Below are 15,659 nucleotides of genomic sequence, written 5' to 3' on the forward strand. Positions count from 1 at the left end.
CGCGGCGAAGCGATGGACGCGACTCTCTCAAACTGATGCCCGCTCCTGTCAGAGAATTGAGATAGATCAAAGCGGCTTTACGGACTTCCCGTGCGGCAATCGCTACACATAGCAGGCCGAGACCGCCGGCTTAGGACTTTGATCGCAGGCTTCCCTGTGCCCTCTTGGATAAGAGGGTGAAGTGACCAGGCAAAGATACGGGCGAAATGCGCCGCGAGAGTGCGAAGCTATATCTGCAATTCAAAATGCGAGCTGGAAAAGTGGCGCTGCCGCCTCATACTGCGTCAATGCGAGCGCAGCGACTTGTCCGCCACACTCCCGCTCTCGTGCCCCGGACGCAGCGCAAGAGCGCTGCAGCGCGTCCGGGACACGAGCGCGTCAACGACCGCGCTTCCGCATCTCCTCGCCATCCACCACCTCCGGCGCCATGGCCTCCCACGCGCTCGAGGCGAATTGCCGTCGCCAGGTCACGATTACCACGGCTGCCGTGGTCACGAACAATACCCAGGGGCTGACGAACCAGCCGAGATAGCCGAGTGCGAAGAAGAAGGCACGCTGGCCGCGGTTGAAATGGCGGCCGGCGGATTCGAACAGGCGCGAGGTGCGGATCACATGAGCTTCGGCCTCCGGCGTGTCACGCTGCGAAGCCGCCGGCATGCCGCCGAACAGGATCGCGACATAGTTGAACAGGCGGTACGACCAGGCGAATTTGAAGAAGGCATAGACGCAGATCAGGACGAGGCCGACGCATTTCAGCTCCCACATGGCCGGCGAGGTACTGAGATCGACCGGCAGCTTGCTCAAGATCGTGATCGCATCGTTGGTCGCGTGCAGCAGCGCCAGCGCGCCGCCGAGCGCGATCAGGCTGGTGGAGGCGAAGAAGGCGGTGCCGTTCTGCAGCGAGGCCATGATCTGCATGTCGACCATGCGCGCGTCGCGGTCGAGCAGCCGGCGCACCCACACCTCGCGGTAGCGGTTCATGCGCGCCGACAGGCTGTCGCGGCCATAGGCCGAATGCTCCAGCGTCAGCGCGTAGACCAGCCATTCGATGATGAAGAAGCCGACGGCGGTGATGTCGACCCAATGCCTGCTCATGTCTGTCTCCTGGCGAGGATCGCAACGCTTGCCACGCATGGCGAGGTGCAGCAACGATTGATTGGCGGCAGGCGATGACGTTAAAAGCGGCTCGCTTCAAGGCGTATCGGGAAGGATGGATGACATGGCTGCGCTGAAACTCGCAATCGGCAACAAGAATTACTCGTCATGGTCGATGCGGCCCTGGCTCGCGCTCCGCGCCAACGATATCCCGTTCGTGGAGACCCTCATCCCGCTCTACACCGACAATCCCGCGGACAAGGAGCAGATCATCTCGTTCAGCCGCGCGGGCAAGGTGCCGGTGCTGGTCGATGGCGACATCACGGTGTGGGATTCGCTCAGCATCATCGAATACATCGCCGAGCGCTACCCGGAAGTGAAGCTGTGGCCGGACGACGCCGCCGCCCGCGCCCATGCCCGTTCGGTGTGCGCCGAGATGCATTCCGGCTTCATGGCCCTTCGCAACGAATGCGGCATGAACCTGCACCGCCCGGTAGGCGCCGTGACGCTGTCGGCGGACGCCGAGGCCAACATCGCGCGCGTGCAGGAGATCTGGCGCGAGTGCCGGACCCGGTATGGCGCCGATGGACCGTTCCTGTTCGGGCGCTTCGGCGCGGCCGATGCGATGTATGCCCCGGTGGTGCACCGCTTCCGCACCTACGCAATCGAGGTCACGCCGGAGATCAAGGCCTACATGGACACGATGCTGGCGCTGCCGGCGTTCCAGGAATGGACTCGGGACGGGCTCGCCGAAACGCTGGTCATCGAAAAGTTCGAGAACGTGTAATCCGTGGTTGCGATCGGGCCTCGCTCGATCGCCCGAGTGGTCGGCAAGGAGAGGGACCTCACGGGAATCCTGGGCTTGCTCGGCCGACCAGTTCCGCAGCGACAATGTCGACCCATTGCTTGACCGGCTGGGCCAGATTCTGGCCCAGGAACCGCGCAAGGCGGTGGATCACGCCAGCCCCGACGGCCGTTGGCTTCATACCGCCTGAAGGACCGGTTCCAGCGGTATCATCGGCTGGCGGCATCACGCTGAAATAACTGCAAAATTCGCACGTTTGCCATGTTGCATACTGCTGGCCAAAAACGCCCGCTGCATGCTATACAGCGGCCGGGTTTCCGGCCGGCCGACGCAGTGGGACCATGGGCGTGGCAGGCGTTGTTTGAGTGATGGAGAGGGTGTTGAAGCACAAATTCCCTATTGGCGCGCGCGTATTGTTCACCGCGAGCAATGTCGCACGCCCCGCTGCCAGCGGCTCGTATGAGGTCATCCGCCTCCTGCCGACCGATGGTGACGACTGTCAGTACCGGATCAAGAGCTCGACCGAAGCCTTCGAACGCGTCGCCAAGGAAAGCCAGCTCGCGCTGTCCTGAAGGCCGACGCTATCCGCGCATTGGCGCGTCCTCGGGGAATTGTATTCTGCCGCCGTCAAAAGGCCCGCTTCACCTTCAAAAGGTGGGCCGGGGGCAGTTGCCGACTCTCGGTGCTCGCTTTGACCATTCGCTCTCTGCTCGCGTGAGGGGACGTCGCGCATGAACTGGGCATGGGCCTCGTCGCTCGACCAAATCTGGCGCTCGCCGGCCCTTCCAATGTGGATGATGTTGGCGGCTGCCGGCTTCTTCGGACTGATCCTCCTGGTCACGCTGCTGCGCGCCGAGAGGTCGGTCGCCAACGGTGCGCTGAGCGTCATTACGCTGTTCGCCATTGCCATCGCGCTGGCTGCCGTCGTGCGCGTCGATGGACCGGGGCAGACCACGCCGACCGAGGCGCGCGCACAGGCCGCGATGATCGCGAGCCTGCCGGCGCTGTCCTGCCTTGACGAACTCGCTGGCGATGCCGTGGCCATTGGCTGCGAGAAGGCGCTGTTCGGCGCGCCTGACGCGGCGGCGGCGGCTGTCTCCACCACCGCGGCCAGGATCGACCGGCTGACGGCTCTCGGCGATGCCGCGACCGCCGAGAACAGCCTGACGCCCGACATCAAGGTGCTGCGCAAGTCGCTGGAGCGTGATCGCTACGGCCTGGTCGCGCAAGTGCTGGTCGTGCGCGACGGCTGCACGCAGTTCGACTGCGCGGCCTTCCGCTCGCTGACCGATCAGCAGCAGGTCGCCGCCAACATGGATTCCCATCTCTACGACACGCTGGTCGCGCGCTACGCCCCGACCTGGAATGCGCCTGCAGCGGCGCAATCGTTGCCGGCCACGGCCGCGCTCGCCGGACTGCCGCCGTCGATGCCGACGGGCAAGCCGACCAATGCGGAATTCCCGAGCGCCTCGTCGACGCCGCCGGTCAGCATCATGAATCCGGAGCCGACGCGCCACACGGCGCCCGCCGCGAACGCAGCGGCCGCGCCGGCTCCGCGCGCCCCGGCAGCCGCTTCGGCACAGGCCGCAGCTCCAGCCGCGAAGAGGCCGCCAGCGCCGAAGGCTGCGCGGGCGCCGGCGGCAGCACCGGTTCCGCTCACGCCGCCGCCCGCCGCTCCTCCGGCTGCGGATAACGAGTAGATCGGCATTCCAAATGGGTGGCTGCCCGGCTAATGCTGGGGCATGCCACTACATCTGATCAAGCTCGCCGTCGGCTGCGAATCCGTCAAGGAATTGAAGGAGTGGACCGCCGAACGGATGCAGACCGCCAAGAAGAAGGGTCTGCCGCAACATCACATCCACATCACCCGCATGATGCCCAAGCGCGACGCCGAGATCCTGTCGGGCGGGTCGCTCTATTGGGTGATCAAGGGCGAGGTCGCCGCGCGCGAAAAGATCATCGGCATCGAGCCGTTCCGCGACAAGGACGGCATCGGGCGCTGCCGGATCGTGATGCAGCCGAAGGTGATCCCCGTGTCGCCGCGGCCGATGCGCCCGTTCCAGGGCTGGCGCTACCTTGCCGACGATTCGGTGCCGCCCGATCTCGGCAAGTCCGCCGCCGGCTCGATCGCGGCGATGCCGGAGCCGATGCGGCGCGAGCTGCGCGATCTCGGGCTGCTCTAAACCGCGATATTGTCGATCAGCCGGGTCGTGCCGAGCTTGGCCGCGACTAGGATGCGCAAGGGGCCGTCCTTGCGCGAGGTGACAGGCGCCAAGGTCGCTGCATGGCGGACCTCGAAATAGTCGAGCTCAAAGCCGGCCGCCATGATCATCGCGGCTGCGCGCGCCATTGCGGCCGCGACCGCCTCGCCAGCGCGGATGCGCCCGGCGCTCTCCTTCATGGCGCGGTACAGTGTGGTTGCGGTCTGCCGCTCCTGTGGCGACAAATAGACGTTGCGCGAGGACATCGCGAGCCCGTCGCGCTCGCGCACGGTGCGGGAACCGATCACCTTGACGCCGAGGTCGAGGTCGCGGGCCATCTGCGCCACCACTCGCAACTGCTGAAAATCCTTCTCGCCGAAGATCGCGACATCCGGCCGGCACTGCGTGAACAGCTTGCCGACGACGGTGGCGACGCCGCCGAAGAAATGCGGGCGGAAGCGGTCCTCAAGGCCGGCCAGCGCCGGTCCCTCCGGCACGATGCGGGTCGCAAAGCCCTCCGGATACATGGCCTCGGCGCCGGGATGCCAGACGATATCGACGTCCTCGGCGGCGAGCCTGGCGAGATCGGCCTTCCAGGTTCGCGGATAGGCGCCAAAATCCTCGGTCGGAGCGAACTGGGTCGGATTGACGAAGATCGACACCACGACGCGGCTCGCGCGCCGTCGGGCCAGGCGCACCAGCGACACATGGCCGTGATGGAGCGCTCCCATGGTCGGGACCAGCGCGATCGTGGCCTTTCGCTTGCGAAGATTGTCGACGGCGCGTCGCAAGTTGGGGACCGTGCGGGCGATCAAGGGGCTGCGTGACATCAGAACTCGACGCGGTTGGGAATCGACGGGCGCGTCCCGGCGCCCGGCAGGCTAACCTTAACAAGCGGCGACCATGGACGCCACGCATCCGGATGCGGCACAGCATCCCGCGCGCAAGAGGTCGCGACATTGTGGGCTGGATCACAGACGCGAAGCGGCGCGACGATTCATGATGAAGGACGGTGCGCCGCGAATTGTATTGCCTGTCACGCATTTCACTTGACCGCAGACGCGGCCAACTTGAAGATATTAGTTAGGGGTGTTGAGGATCGCGATGCTTGTGCAAGCTAGCCAAGGCCAGTCCGGCTCGGCGCATGTTGTCGTGCTCGGCAACGAGAAGGGCGGCTCCGGCAAGTCGACCACCGCCTTGCACATTGCAGTCGCGCTTCTGAAAGCCGGCCAGCGCGTCGCCACCATCGACCTCGACTGCCGTCAGCAGAGCTTTACTCACTACATCAACAACCGATCCGCCTGGGCGCGCCGCACCAAGCTCGACCTCGAACTGCCGCTGCATCGCTGCATCAAGCTCGGCGAGACCATGCAGGTCGCCGAGAACGAGAATTCGGAGTTCCTTCAGTTCATGGAGGCGGTCTCGGCGGTCGAGAGCAGCTTCGACTTCATCGTCATCGATACGCCCGGCACCGACAGCTACCTGATGCGGCTTGCGCACTCGATGGCCGACACGCTGGTGACCCCGATCAACGACAGCTTCCTCGATTTCGATGTGCTCGGCACCGTCGATCCCGCCAATTACGCGGTGACGGGCGAGAGCCACTACGCCGAGATGGTGCGGGATGTCAGGCGCAAGCGCCGCCAGCTCGACGGCGCGACCACCGACTGGATCGTGGTGCGCAACCGCCTCTCGATGCTCGGCTCCCGCAACAAGCAGCTCGTTGCCGACGGGTTGAAGGATTTGTCGCTGCGGCTCGGCTTCCGCTACGTCGACGGCTTCGCCGAACGCGTCGTCTATCGCGAGTTCTTCCCGCGCGGCCTGACCGCGCTGGACGAGATCGACGAGGCCACCCTCGGCATGCGGCCCAATCTCGGCCATCTCACCGCGCGGGAGGAGGTGACGAGCCTGCTCCGCCAGCTCAAGCTTCCGCTCGACGAGCGCGGACGCCGCCGCGCGGCCAACCGCGCCGAGTGGTTCAATCAGGTCGACAAGCCGCTCGAGGTTCACGACATCCTCGGCGCCTGAGGTGGCGGTATATCGCTACTTCCGGACGATCAAAGCGGACGGTCTCCCGCGGGAACCGAGCCCGCGCTCAGCCGTTTTCACCCAGCGTTTACTGCAAAATTGAACCCGATCGAGACAGGTTGCGTCGGAAGGTGAGGTGCACCTGGCGTAGCCGCGTGAGAGCGAGGTGCCCAAGAAACGTGTGCGCCGCACAATGAAAGGGCTGATGGTTCACAATATTTAGCCTTCCTGTCACGCGCCTGTGACATATATTAGGGAATAGGCGACCAGGGGCCGAAGAGCTCCGGAAGAACACGATTTTCAACAGGGATTCAGGCCGCAAGAGCCTGAGGCTGAGGACGAAAATGAAGCGTGGAATTGCCGTTCTGGTTTCGGTCAGTGCCCTCTGTGGCGTCGCCTATTTCACGGCGAGCAAGTGGGCAATCAGGCACGAGACCATCACCTTCTACGATGCCTCGCGCGACAACCGTGCGGTGCCCGTCGATATCGCGATCCGTCGTGACAAGGAAATGCAGGCCAATGCCGGCATGATCACGATGCCGGTCGCCGTGATCAACCACGGCAACACCGTCAAGAACACCGAGTACGGCTTCCTCGCCAACATTTTCGCGGCGCGCGGCTACCTCGTCGTCAGCCCGCAGCATGATTTGCCGACCGATCCTCCGATGGTGACCAAGCCCGGCGAGATCTATGTCGGCCGGCTGCCGCAGATCCTGCGCGGCGTCGCCAACATCCATCTCGCCATGCAGGAGATGAAGAAGGTCCAGCCCAACGCCGACTACGACAAGGTGACCATGGTCGGCCACTCCATGGGCGGCGACATCACGATGTATTTCGCAAAGCAGTATCCGGATGAGGTCAAGAAGGTCGTCACGCTCGACAATCTTCGCGTGCCCTTCGTCACCGCCGGCAAGTTCAAGATCCTGTCGTTCCGCTCCACCGATCCGCAGTTCAAGGCCGATGCGGGCGTGATCCCGACCGACGAGGAATGCGAGAAGGCCGGCATCCAGGTCGTGAAGACCGAATTCCAGCACAACGACATGCGTGACACCGGTCCCGACGCTGCCAAGAACTCGATCCAGGGCATGCTCGACAAGTTCCTGAGCGCGACCGACAGCGAAGTGGCGCCGGTCGACACGCAATCGTCCCCGCCCAAGATTCTCGAGCCCGGGCCGGTCGCGTTGATGGCGCCTGCCAAGAGCTGACCCCTTCCTCGTCGTCGGTACCGATTTCAAAGCCTCCGCCGGCTACCGCCTGCGGGGGCTTTGTACATTGACCGGGCTTGATCCGCTGACCACATTAGTCGCTCACGCAAGGGTCAAGGAATGTCGGGCGAACCCATCAAACCGCGCGGCCGCGATGCCATCTCGGCGCAACCAGGCGGCGCTGTGCCGCAGGCGGGGACCTCGACCTCGGAGGACATTGCCGCCTTCGTCGCCAACGCGCGCGCGCTGTCACCGCATGCGCCCGGTGCGAAAGGACGGCTGATCTTCGCGCTGGATGCGACGATGAGCCGGCAGCCGACCTGGGACATGGCCTGTGCGCTTCAGGCCGACATGTTCCGTGAGACCGCCGCACTCGGCAGTCTCGACATCCGGCTCGTCTACTATCGCGGCTTCAACGAGTGCCGCGCCACGGGATGGATCTCCGACAGCGCCAGGCTTGCGGCGCTGATGAGCAAGATCGATTGCCGTGGCGGCGACACCCAGATCGGCAAGGTGCTGAGCGAGGCGCGGCGCGAGGCGGTCGCATCCGGCGTGCGCGCCGTTGTCTTCGTCGGCGACGCCATGGAGGAGAACGTCGACGAGCTCTGCGCCAAGGCCGGCGAGCTAGGCATGCTCAAAGTGCCTGTGTTCGTATTTCAGGAAGGCCATGACGCGGTGGCCGAGCAGACCTTTCGCGAGATCGCGCGCCTGACCGGCGGCGCCTGGTGCCGGTTTGATCCGGGCGCGGCGGCGCAGTTGCGCGAGCTGTTGCGCGCAGCCGCCGCCTACGCGGCCGGCGGACGCGAGGCGCTGTTGCAATTGGCGAAGACCGCCAGTGGCGCGGCCAGGCTGATCGGCCAGATGAAGTAGCGCTGGCGCGCGGCCGGCGGTGGCACAAGGACACGATGCTTTTTGGCGGTAGGCCGACTATATTCCGGCCATGACCCTGATCGCCGGCGCTATCGCTGTTATCACCCTTTATCTGCTGCTCCAGATGTTCCGTTCCGCCAATCCGGCCGTGCTGGCACGCGCGATCAGGTTCGGCGGCGGCGTGGTCGCGCTGGCTGTCGCAGCGTTCACGGGCTTGAAGGGCGAACTGGTGGTGGCGATCCCGCTCGGGATATTCGGTGCCGGCCTCCTGGGCTGGACACCGATGGCAAACGCCGGTTTCGGCAATATCGGCGGGCTGTTCGGCGGGGGCGCGACGCGCCCGGCCGGTCAGGCCTCGCGCGTGCGCTCGCAATTCCTCGATATGCGGCTCGATCACGATTCCGGCCAGCTCGGAGGCCGGATCGTCGCCGGGCCTCACGCCGGGCGCGATCTCGATGAGTTCGATCTCGCGGCCCTGCTGGCAATGGTCCCGGCGTTCGACGCCGAGAGCGTGGCCCTACTTGAAAGCTATCTGGACCGCCGGTTTCCCGCTTGGCGTCAGAACGCGCAGGGCGACGCGGCAGGGGGGCAGCGCCGCACGGTGGCGACCGGCAAAATGACGACGGAGGAGGCCTATCAGATCCTTGGCCTGCAGCCGGGGGCGGGGCGTGACGACATCAGCCGGGCTCACAAGTCCCTGATGAAGAAACTGCATCCCGACCAGGGGGGCCCGACTTATCTCGCTGCCCGTGTAAACGAGGCCAAGGATACTCTGCTTCGCACGCATAACGGCTAACTCCGGCACCACGCTACAAACGCTCGTCCCGTGTGAGCTCCGTTTGCTCTGTTTGCCGTCGCCCGATGCCCGCCGTTGTCGGCGTGGTCGATCCCTTGCGTAAAGTTTTAACCGTAAATCCTTGACGAGAGGTTGTCGTGGAACAGCCTCGTCGGTCACCGCATCCCAAAAATGAAAATGCCCGCGCGAGGCGCGGGCATTTTCATTGGAGCGGTGCGAAAGATCAGTTGCGGACGGTCATGCAGGAGATATCGGCGCGCTTCAGGGTGCGGCAGACGGCTTCGGCCTGGTCTCGGTCGAGCCCGGCGAAGCGGGCGCGGTAGAGCTTGCGATTGTCTTTCGCGACGACCGGCTCGGTGAACGGGTCGGCCTTGCTGAGCAGGCCGCGGGCCGAGCTGCGTGCGGCGTCGATGCGCTGCTGGGCTTCGTTCTCGCTCTCGAGCGCGCCGACCTGGACGATCCAGCCGCTGTGGGTGACGACCGGCTTCGTGGTGGCGCTCATCTGGATCGGCTGCAGCGCCGGGTCGGCTGACGCGAGCTTCGGAGCAGCCGGGGCGGGCGCAGCGGCGGTTGCGGCCGGCAATACGCCGAGGATGCCGTTGCCAGTGCCGAAGCCCGCCGGCTGCCGCGGCAGCTCGGCACGGGCAATCTCGGCCTTCGGCGCTTCCGGTTGGCTGACGATCTCGTGCTTGTTGATGAGGTCTGCCCGGGCGACGACGGCGCCGGAGGTTTCGGCGATGTCGGAGCGAGCCGCAATCGTGCTCGTGACCTGCGGTGCGATCTGAGCCGGGGCGGCCGAGGCGACCTTCACGGCGCCGGCCTTGACCTGGACGGTCTTGACCCGGACCGGCTTCATCGGCTCGGACGAGCCGGGGATGATCGAGAGCGGCTGGCTCGAGATCACGCCATTGGTGAGCGGCGCAGGCTCGATCTTGGATTCAGTCGGCCGAACTTCAGGCTTGTTGGCTTCAGATCTGGGCTGAGCCGGCGGCACCGCGGCGGTCGCAGCCGCAAGCGTCGCCAGGCGCGCGGCGAGACGCGACGGGGCTGCTTCGGGAGCAGGGGCAGCCTGGACCTGCGGAGCGGAGCGGGCCGGGGTGTCCGACGCATCGGCAACCTCGGCAGCGGCGTCGGAGCCGTTGCGCTCGGTGACCGCCGCGACGGTGTGGGTGGTCGCGGCCTTATCGAGGTTCTCCGCGAGCAGGTTACGCATGATGGCGTCCCGCGAGCCGCCGCTGCGGCCGCCCAGCACCACGCCGATCAGGTGGCGATTGCCGCGGCGCATCGAGGTCACGAGATTGAAGCCGGAGGCACGGGTGTAGCCGGTCTTGATGCCGTCCACGCCCTCGACATTACCGAGCAGATGATTGTGGTTCCGGATCGACTGTCCGCGCCAGTTGAACGTCGAGGTCGCAAAATAACGATAGTAGCGCGGGAAGCGCTCCTGGATGGCGCGGCCGAGCGTGGCCTGGTCGCGGGCGGTCGTGACCTGCTCGTCGTTGGGAAGGCCGTTGGCGTTGCGGTAAACCGTCCTGGACATGCCGAGCGAACGCGCCTTGCGCGTCATCATCTGGGCGAAGTCGTCCTCGTCGCCGCCAATCGCTTCCGCGATCACAACGGCTGCGTCGTTGGCGGAGCGAGTGACGAGACCCTTGATCGCGTCCTCGACGCGAATGGTCTGGCCGGCACGCAGGTTCAGCTTGGTCGGATCCTGATCGGCGGCGTGCTGCGACACCGGCATCTCGGTATCGAGCTTCATCTTCCCTGACTCGAGGCGCTCGAACAGCAGATAGAGCGTCATGATCTTGGTCAGCGAGGCCGGATGGCGGATCCCGTCGGGACTCGTGGCCTGAAGCACGGAGCCGGAATTGCCGTCGACGATGATCGACGCGAATTTCGGGCTGGAACTCTCGGACACATCGCGCTGCACGCGGTGGTGCGCAGTGTGACGCCGGTGGCGCCGCGCCTCGGCAGCATCTGTGGTGAAGATGACTGCAGTGGTGACCGCAAGAAGCCCAAAAACGCCAACCCGCGCCAAGCGCGAGGAAGACAAGTTTTTACGAAGCATGAAACCCCGTCCCCGTTTCTGACTTGATCACCGGCTCGTGAGGCGAAATTGTGCCCAATGGACCCGGGATCATTACCTGCTCAGGCTGGCCCTCCGCAGATGTTCGCCGCGGGGGACGTTGGGCCTGAGCCGCTGTTCTGGCTAAGGTGATGTTCTCCAACGGCTTTTGGCCGCTTGTGGAAGTTGAACACGTCCAGGGAATCAAGGTAGGGCGCCGCGGTTTCCAAAAGCTTAAGGAACCATTGCGGGAAACCCCGGTAATCGTGGCGAATTTTGTATGTAATTTGTGCGACGCACAAAATTCTTGACTTTTTTGTGCGTTGCACTAATTGTGAGCAGAGTCAGGGAGCCGGGGCTTCCCGACGAGAGCTAGGGAAAAGGATTCCGAATGTTCAAGGTTGAAGACTTTCAAGGCTACGGGAAAGAGCACTTCGAGCAGTACGTCGCCTCCGCGACCTCGATGCAGCACGGCCTTCAGGCGATCGCCAGCGCCTACGGCGACTACACCAAGAAGTCGTTCGAAGACACCAAGTCCTTTGTCGAGAAGCTTTCCGGCGTGAAGTCGCTGGACAAGGCGATGGAAGCGCAGACCGATTTCGCCCGTTCCGCCTACGAGACCTTCGTCGCGGAATCGCAGAAGATCGCCGGCCTCTACAGCGACCTCGCCAAGCAGGCGTTCAAGCCGGTCGAGACCATCGTGTCGAAGTTCACTCCGGCGACGAACTAACGTTTCCTCGACGTCCTGGAATCAAAGGCCCGGCTGAAGCAGCCGGGCTTTTTTGTTTATCGCGGGGTGTGGTCTCAGCGCGCCGCGCGCAGCTTCGACGGGGACGTGCCGATGTCCTGGAACACCGAGACGTCTGATCTGCCTTCGTCACTCGATAGAACTTGTCGGTGCCGTTCGCGCAATATTGCAGCACGCTGGAGGTCGGGTCGCTGCCGGTGTTCACCTGCACCGTATGGATCGTGATGTTCGCCGCCTTGGCGTTATCGCACAGCTTCTTCTGCCGCGCGTCGATCTGCGAGGCGTGACGATCCCCGGAAATCTGTGCCTTTGCCCCTTTTCGCGTCACGCCATTGAGGGTCAATTGGTCCGTAGAAAACCGGAGATATCCCGCTCGAAACCGCCGCAGCCGCGTGACCGGCCGGGTTCCTGGTCAACATCTTCTAAACGGGCGGGGCGGAAGGTTTTGTCAAATCAGTCCGGATTGACTAACCTTGGCGAGGATCGCCCGACCCGGGAATCGGGACCGCCATGGCCGCCTCGGCCGAGCTGTCGCACGCTTGCGGCGAGCCGGGGTCAGGCCCATATTCGGTGAAGCCGATCTGGCTTGGACCGGACCGGTTGGAAGCGGCGATCCAACAAGGCGGTGCGCCTGTGCGAACTCCGAAGGCCGGGGCTGCGCGGCGAACCGCCATACGCTTCCGTGGGGAATTTGAACGCCTGAGCCATGCCGCAACTGTCTTCCAGACCAGACCTGTCCGCGGCCGCCGCCGCCCACGCTCCCCTGATGAGCAACGACGAGAACCGTTCCGGCGGTCCCTCTGCGCCAAACACGTCCGTCATCACCAAGGTCAAGCCGAAGACCAAGCGGCCGAACCTGTACCGTGTGCTGATCCTGAACGACGATTACACGCCGATGGAATTCGTCGTTCATGTGCTGGAGAAATTCTTCCAGAAGGACGCCGAGGCCGCAACCAAGATCATGCTGCACGTTCATCATCACGGGATCGGGGAGTGCGGCGTGTTCACCTACGAGATCGCCGAGACCAAGGTGACGCAGGTGATGGATTTCGCTCGCAAGCACCAGCATCCCCTGCAATGCGTGATGGAAAAGAAGTAAAACACCACACGTTACGGCACGTTTGAAGCCGGTGCTTGGACATGTCGCAGTGATTGCCGCGTGATGTCTGCGCGTGATGTTCGTTGCAGACGGCAAAACTACGGAATTTCGGACCGGTGCGGATCGTGCCCCAATCGGAACGGGTTTTGCATCGAAAAGTACCGCAGCTGTGCAGCCGCCTGAGTCGCGGAACCGGTCTTTCGCCGCGATCTTGTATAACTATATGTGACAAAGGTTGTTGTTGCCTGACCGGGCGATGACGATCATGATGGTGGGGGCCATAGAGGACGCGAATGCCGACTTTTTCCCAAAGCCTTGAACAATCCCTGCATCGTGCACTGGCGATCGCAAACGAGCGTCATCACCAATACGCGACGCTCGAGCATCTTTTGCTCTCCCTGATCGACGACTCCGATGCAGCCGCCGTCATGCGCGCCTGTAGCGTCGACCTCGACAAGCTCCGTACGAGCCTCGTCAATTATCTTGAGACCGAATTCGAGAACCTGGTGACGGACGGCGCCGACGACGCCAAGCCGACCGCAGGTTTCCAGCGCGTGATCCAGCGCGCGGTGATCCACGTGCAGTCGTCCGGTCGCGAAGAGGTGACCGGCGCCAACGTGCTGATCGCGATCTTTGCCGAGCGCGAGAGCCATGCCGCGTATTTCCTGCAGGAGCAGGACATGACGCGCTACGACGCCGTCAACTATATCAGCCACGGTATCGCCAAGCGGCCGGGTGTCTCCGAGGCGCGGCCGGTGCGCGGTGTCGACGAGGAGACCGAGACCAAGGGCAGCGAGGACGCCAAGAAGAAGGGCGAGGCGCTCGAGACCTATTGCGTCAACCTCAACAAGAAGGCGCGCGACGGCAAGATCGATCCGGTGATCGGACGCAATTCCGAGATCAACCGTGCGATCCAGGTGCTGTGCCGCCGGCAGAAGAACAATCCGCTGTTCGTGGGCGAAGCCGGGGTCGGCAAGACCGCGATTGCGGAGGGCCTGGCCAAGCGCATCGTCGACAGCGAGGTGCCGGAGGTTCTGGCGGCTGCGACCGTGTTCTCGCTCGACATGGGCACGCTGCTCGCCGGCACGCGCTATCGCGGCGACTTCGAGGAACGTTTGAAGCAGGTGCTGAAGGAGCTCGAGGCGCATCCCAACGCCATCCTGTTCATCGATGAGATCCACACCGTGATCGGTGCGGGCGCGACGTCGGGCGGGGCGATGGATGCCTCGAACCTGCTCAAGCCCGCGCTCGCTTCCGGCACCATCCGCTGCATGGGCTCGACCACCTACAAGGAATACCGCCAGCACTTCGAGAAGGACCGCGCGCTGGTGCGGCGCTTCCAGAAGATCGACGTCAACGAGCCGACTGTCGAGGATGCGATCGCAATCCTCAAGGGCCTCAAGCCGTATTTCGAAGACTACCACCGGCTGAAATACACCAATGAGGCGATCGAGGCTGCGGTGCAGCTCTCTTCGCGCTACATCCACGACCGCAAGCTGCCGGATAAGGCGATCGACGTGATCGACGAATCCGGCGCAGCGCAGATGCTGGTCGCCGAGAACAAGCGCAAGAAGACCATCGGCATCAAGGAGATCGAGACCACGATCGCCTCGATGGCGCGGATCCCGCCGAAGAGCGTGTCGAAGGACGATGCCGAGGTGCTCAAGCATCTCGAGCAGACCCTGAAGCGTACCGTGTTCGGTCAGGACAAGGCGATCGAGTCGCTCGCCGCTTCGATCAAGCTGGCGCGAGCCGGCCTGCGCGAGCCGGAGAAGCCGATCGGCTGCTATCTGTTCTCGGGTCCGACCGGCGTTGGCAAGACCGAGGTCGCAAAGCAGCTTGCGGCGTCGCTCGGCGTCGAGCTGTTGCGCTTCGACATGTCCGAATACATGGAGCGGCACACCGTGTCGCGTCTGATCGGCGCGCCTCCCGGCTATGTCGGCTTCGATCAGGGCGGCCTGCTCACTGACGGCGTCGATCAGCATCCGCATTGCGTGGTGCTGCTCGACGAGATCGAGAAGGCGCATCCCGATCTCTACAACGTTCTGCTCCAGATCATGGATCACGGCCGGCTCACCGACCACAACGGCAAGCAGGTCAACTTCCGCAACGTGATCCTGATCATGACCACGAATGCGGGCGCGTCCGATCTCGCCAAGCAGGCGTTCGGCTTCACGCGTTCGAAGCGGGAAGGCGACGACCACGAGGCGATCAACCGGCAGTTCGCGCCGGAATTCCGCAACCGTCTCGATGCCGTCGTGTCGTTCGGCCATCTCAGCGTCGAGGTGATCGGTACGGTGGTCGAGAAGTTCGTGCTTCAGCTCGAAGCGCAACTCGGCGATCGCGACGTCACTATCGAGCTGTCGGAACCCGCCAAGACCTGGCTGGTGAAGCATGGTTACGACGAGCAGATGGGCGCACGTCCCATGGCTCGTGTGATCCAGGAGCACATCAAGAAGCCGCTGGCCGACGAGGTGCTGTTCGGCAAGCTCAAGGGTGGCGGCCATGTCCGCGTCGTTCTGGTCAAGGACGAGGCCGACGAGACCAAGGACAAGATCGGCTTCGAGTTCGTCGAGGGTCCGGTCACGCCGAAGCAGGAGAAGCTCCCGGGTGCCCGCAAGCGCCCGCCGGGCAAGTCTAAGCCCGGTGGCCCCGGCGGCTCGAAGGGGCCGACCAAGAGCCCGCTGGTCAAGGTTTGATCTGCACGCGAAGAATTGAGAAGGCCGGCTGAGAAGCCGGCCTTTCTT

The 15,659-nt window shown here is 64.1% G+C and carries 15 protein-coding genes; 12 read left to right on the forward strand and 3 right to left on the reverse strand.

All coding sequences use genetic code 11. The annotated features are described in order from the left end of the window. Positions 1-378: 378 nt before the first annotated feature. Entirely contained in the window at positions 379-1,095 is a 717-nt protein-coding gene (locus AC0L27_RS32870; protein ID WP_354058823.1) for a DUF599 domain-containing protein, read from the reverse strand. Between the two features lie 124 nt (positions 1,096-1,219). On the opposite strand from AC0L27_RS32870, the gene AC0L27_RS32875 reads away from it, so the two are divergent. From AC0L27_RS32875 to AC0L27_RS32890, 4 genes are all read left to right on the forward strand, one after another. After that, a complete protein-coding gene (locus AC0L27_RS32875; RefSeq protein ID WP_354209380.1) occupies positions 1,220-1,882 on the forward strand; it encodes a glutathione S-transferase family protein in 663 nt (220 codons plus the stop codon). Positions 1,883-2,268: 386 nt separating this feature from the next. Beyond that, positions 2,269-2,472: a hypothetical protein gene (locus AC0L27_RS32880; protein ID WP_007611353.1), complete on the forward strand. Its 204-nt coding sequence runs from the start codon at positions 2,269-2,271 to the stop codon at positions 2,470-2,472. A gap of 159 nt (positions 2,473-2,631) precedes the next feature. After that, positions 2,632-3,600, forward strand: a complete 969-nt coding sequence (locus tag AC0L27_RS32885; protein ID WP_354209381.1) for a hypothetical protein — start codon at positions 2,632-2,634, stop codon at positions 3,598-3,600. A 42-nt stretch (positions 3,601-3,642) separates the two neighbouring features. Then, positions 3,643-4,083 carry a DUF1489 family protein gene (locus tag AC0L27_RS32890; RefSeq protein WP_275167966.1) on the forward strand — a complete coding sequence of 147 codons (441 nt, stop codon included), beginning with the start codon at positions 3,643-3,645 and terminating at the stop codon, positions 4,081-4,083. Here the strand turns inward: AC0L27_RS32890 and panC are convergent. Next, positions 4,080-4,931: a pantoate--beta-alanine ligase gene (panC, locus tag AC0L27_RS32895; RefSeq protein ID WP_473321836.1), complete on the reverse strand. Its 852-nt coding sequence runs from the start codon at positions 4,929-4,931 to the stop codon at positions 4,080-4,082. The genes AC0L27_RS32890 and panC overlap by 4 nt on opposite strands. Before the next feature lie 274 nt (positions 4,932-5,205). Between panC and AC0L27_RS32900 the strand changes: the two genes are divergently transcribed. From AC0L27_RS32900 to AC0L27_RS32915, 4 genes are all read left to right on the forward strand, one after another. Further along, complete coding sequence (locus AC0L27_RS32900; RefSeq protein ID WP_018455186.1) at positions 5,206-6,129, forward strand: division plane positioning ATPase MipZ; 924 nt, start codon at positions 5,206-5,208, stop codon at positions 6,127-6,129. Between the two features lie 344 nt (positions 6,130-6,473). Next, positions 6,474-7,334, forward strand: coding sequence for an alpha/beta fold hydrolase (locus AC0L27_RS32905; protein ID WP_354209384.1), 861 nt, complete (start codon positions 6,474-6,476; stop codon positions 7,332-7,334). A 120-nt stretch (positions 7,335-7,454) separates the two neighbouring features. Next, positions 7,455-8,204, forward strand: a complete 750-nt coding sequence (locus AC0L27_RS32910) for a vWA domain-containing protein (protein WP_354209385.1) — start codon at positions 7,455-7,457, stop codon at positions 8,202-8,204. A gap of 70 nt (positions 8,205-8,274) precedes the next feature. Beyond that, entirely contained in the window at positions 8,275-9,000 is a 726-nt protein-coding gene (locus tag AC0L27_RS32915; RefSeq protein WP_473321841.1) for a DnaJ domain-containing protein, read from the forward strand. 223 nt (positions 9,001-9,223) lie between these two features. On the opposite strand, the gene AC0L27_RS32920 is transcribed toward AC0L27_RS32915, so the two are convergent. After that, positions 9,224-11,068 (reverse strand): D-alanyl-D-alanine carboxypeptidase, encoded by a 1,845-nt coding sequence (locus AC0L27_RS32920; RefSeq protein WP_275167962.1) that lies wholly within the window; start codon positions 11,066-11,068, stop codon positions 9,224-9,226. Between the two features lie 388 nt (positions 11,069-11,456). Here AC0L27_RS32920 and AC0L27_RS32925 point away from each other — a divergent pair, with 388 nt between their 5' ends. The 4 genes from AC0L27_RS32925 (at position 11,457) to clpA (ending at position 15,611) form a co-directional block, all read left to right on the forward strand. Further along, entirely contained in the window at positions 11,457-11,795 is a 339-nt protein-coding gene (locus tag AC0L27_RS32925; RefSeq protein ID WP_275167961.1) for a phasin family protein, read from the forward strand. Positions 11,796-11,956: 161 nt separating this feature from the next. Beyond that, the gene (locus AC0L27_RS32930; protein WP_354058829.1) at positions 11,957-12,100 is read left to right on the forward strand and encodes a hypothetical protein; all 144 of its coding nucleotides are present in this window, start codon (positions 11,957-11,959) and stop codon (positions 12,098-12,100) included. Positions 12,101-12,579: 479 nt separating this feature from the next. Next, the gene (gene clpS / locus AC0L27_RS32935; protein ID WP_018455182.1) at positions 12,580-12,912 is read left to right on the forward strand and encodes an ATP-dependent Clp protease adapter ClpS; all 333 of its coding nucleotides are present in this window, start codon (positions 12,580-12,582) and stop codon (positions 12,910-12,912) included. 293 nt (positions 12,913-13,205) lie between these two features. Then, complete coding sequence (clpA, locus tag AC0L27_RS32940; protein WP_275167959.1) at positions 13,206-15,611, forward strand: ATP-dependent Clp protease ATP-binding subunit ClpA; 2,406 nt, start codon at positions 13,206-13,208, stop codon at positions 15,609-15,611. Positions 15,612-15,659 lie beyond the last annotated feature (48 nt).

This window comes from Bradyrhizobium sp. Ken51 (assembly GCF_055807435.1).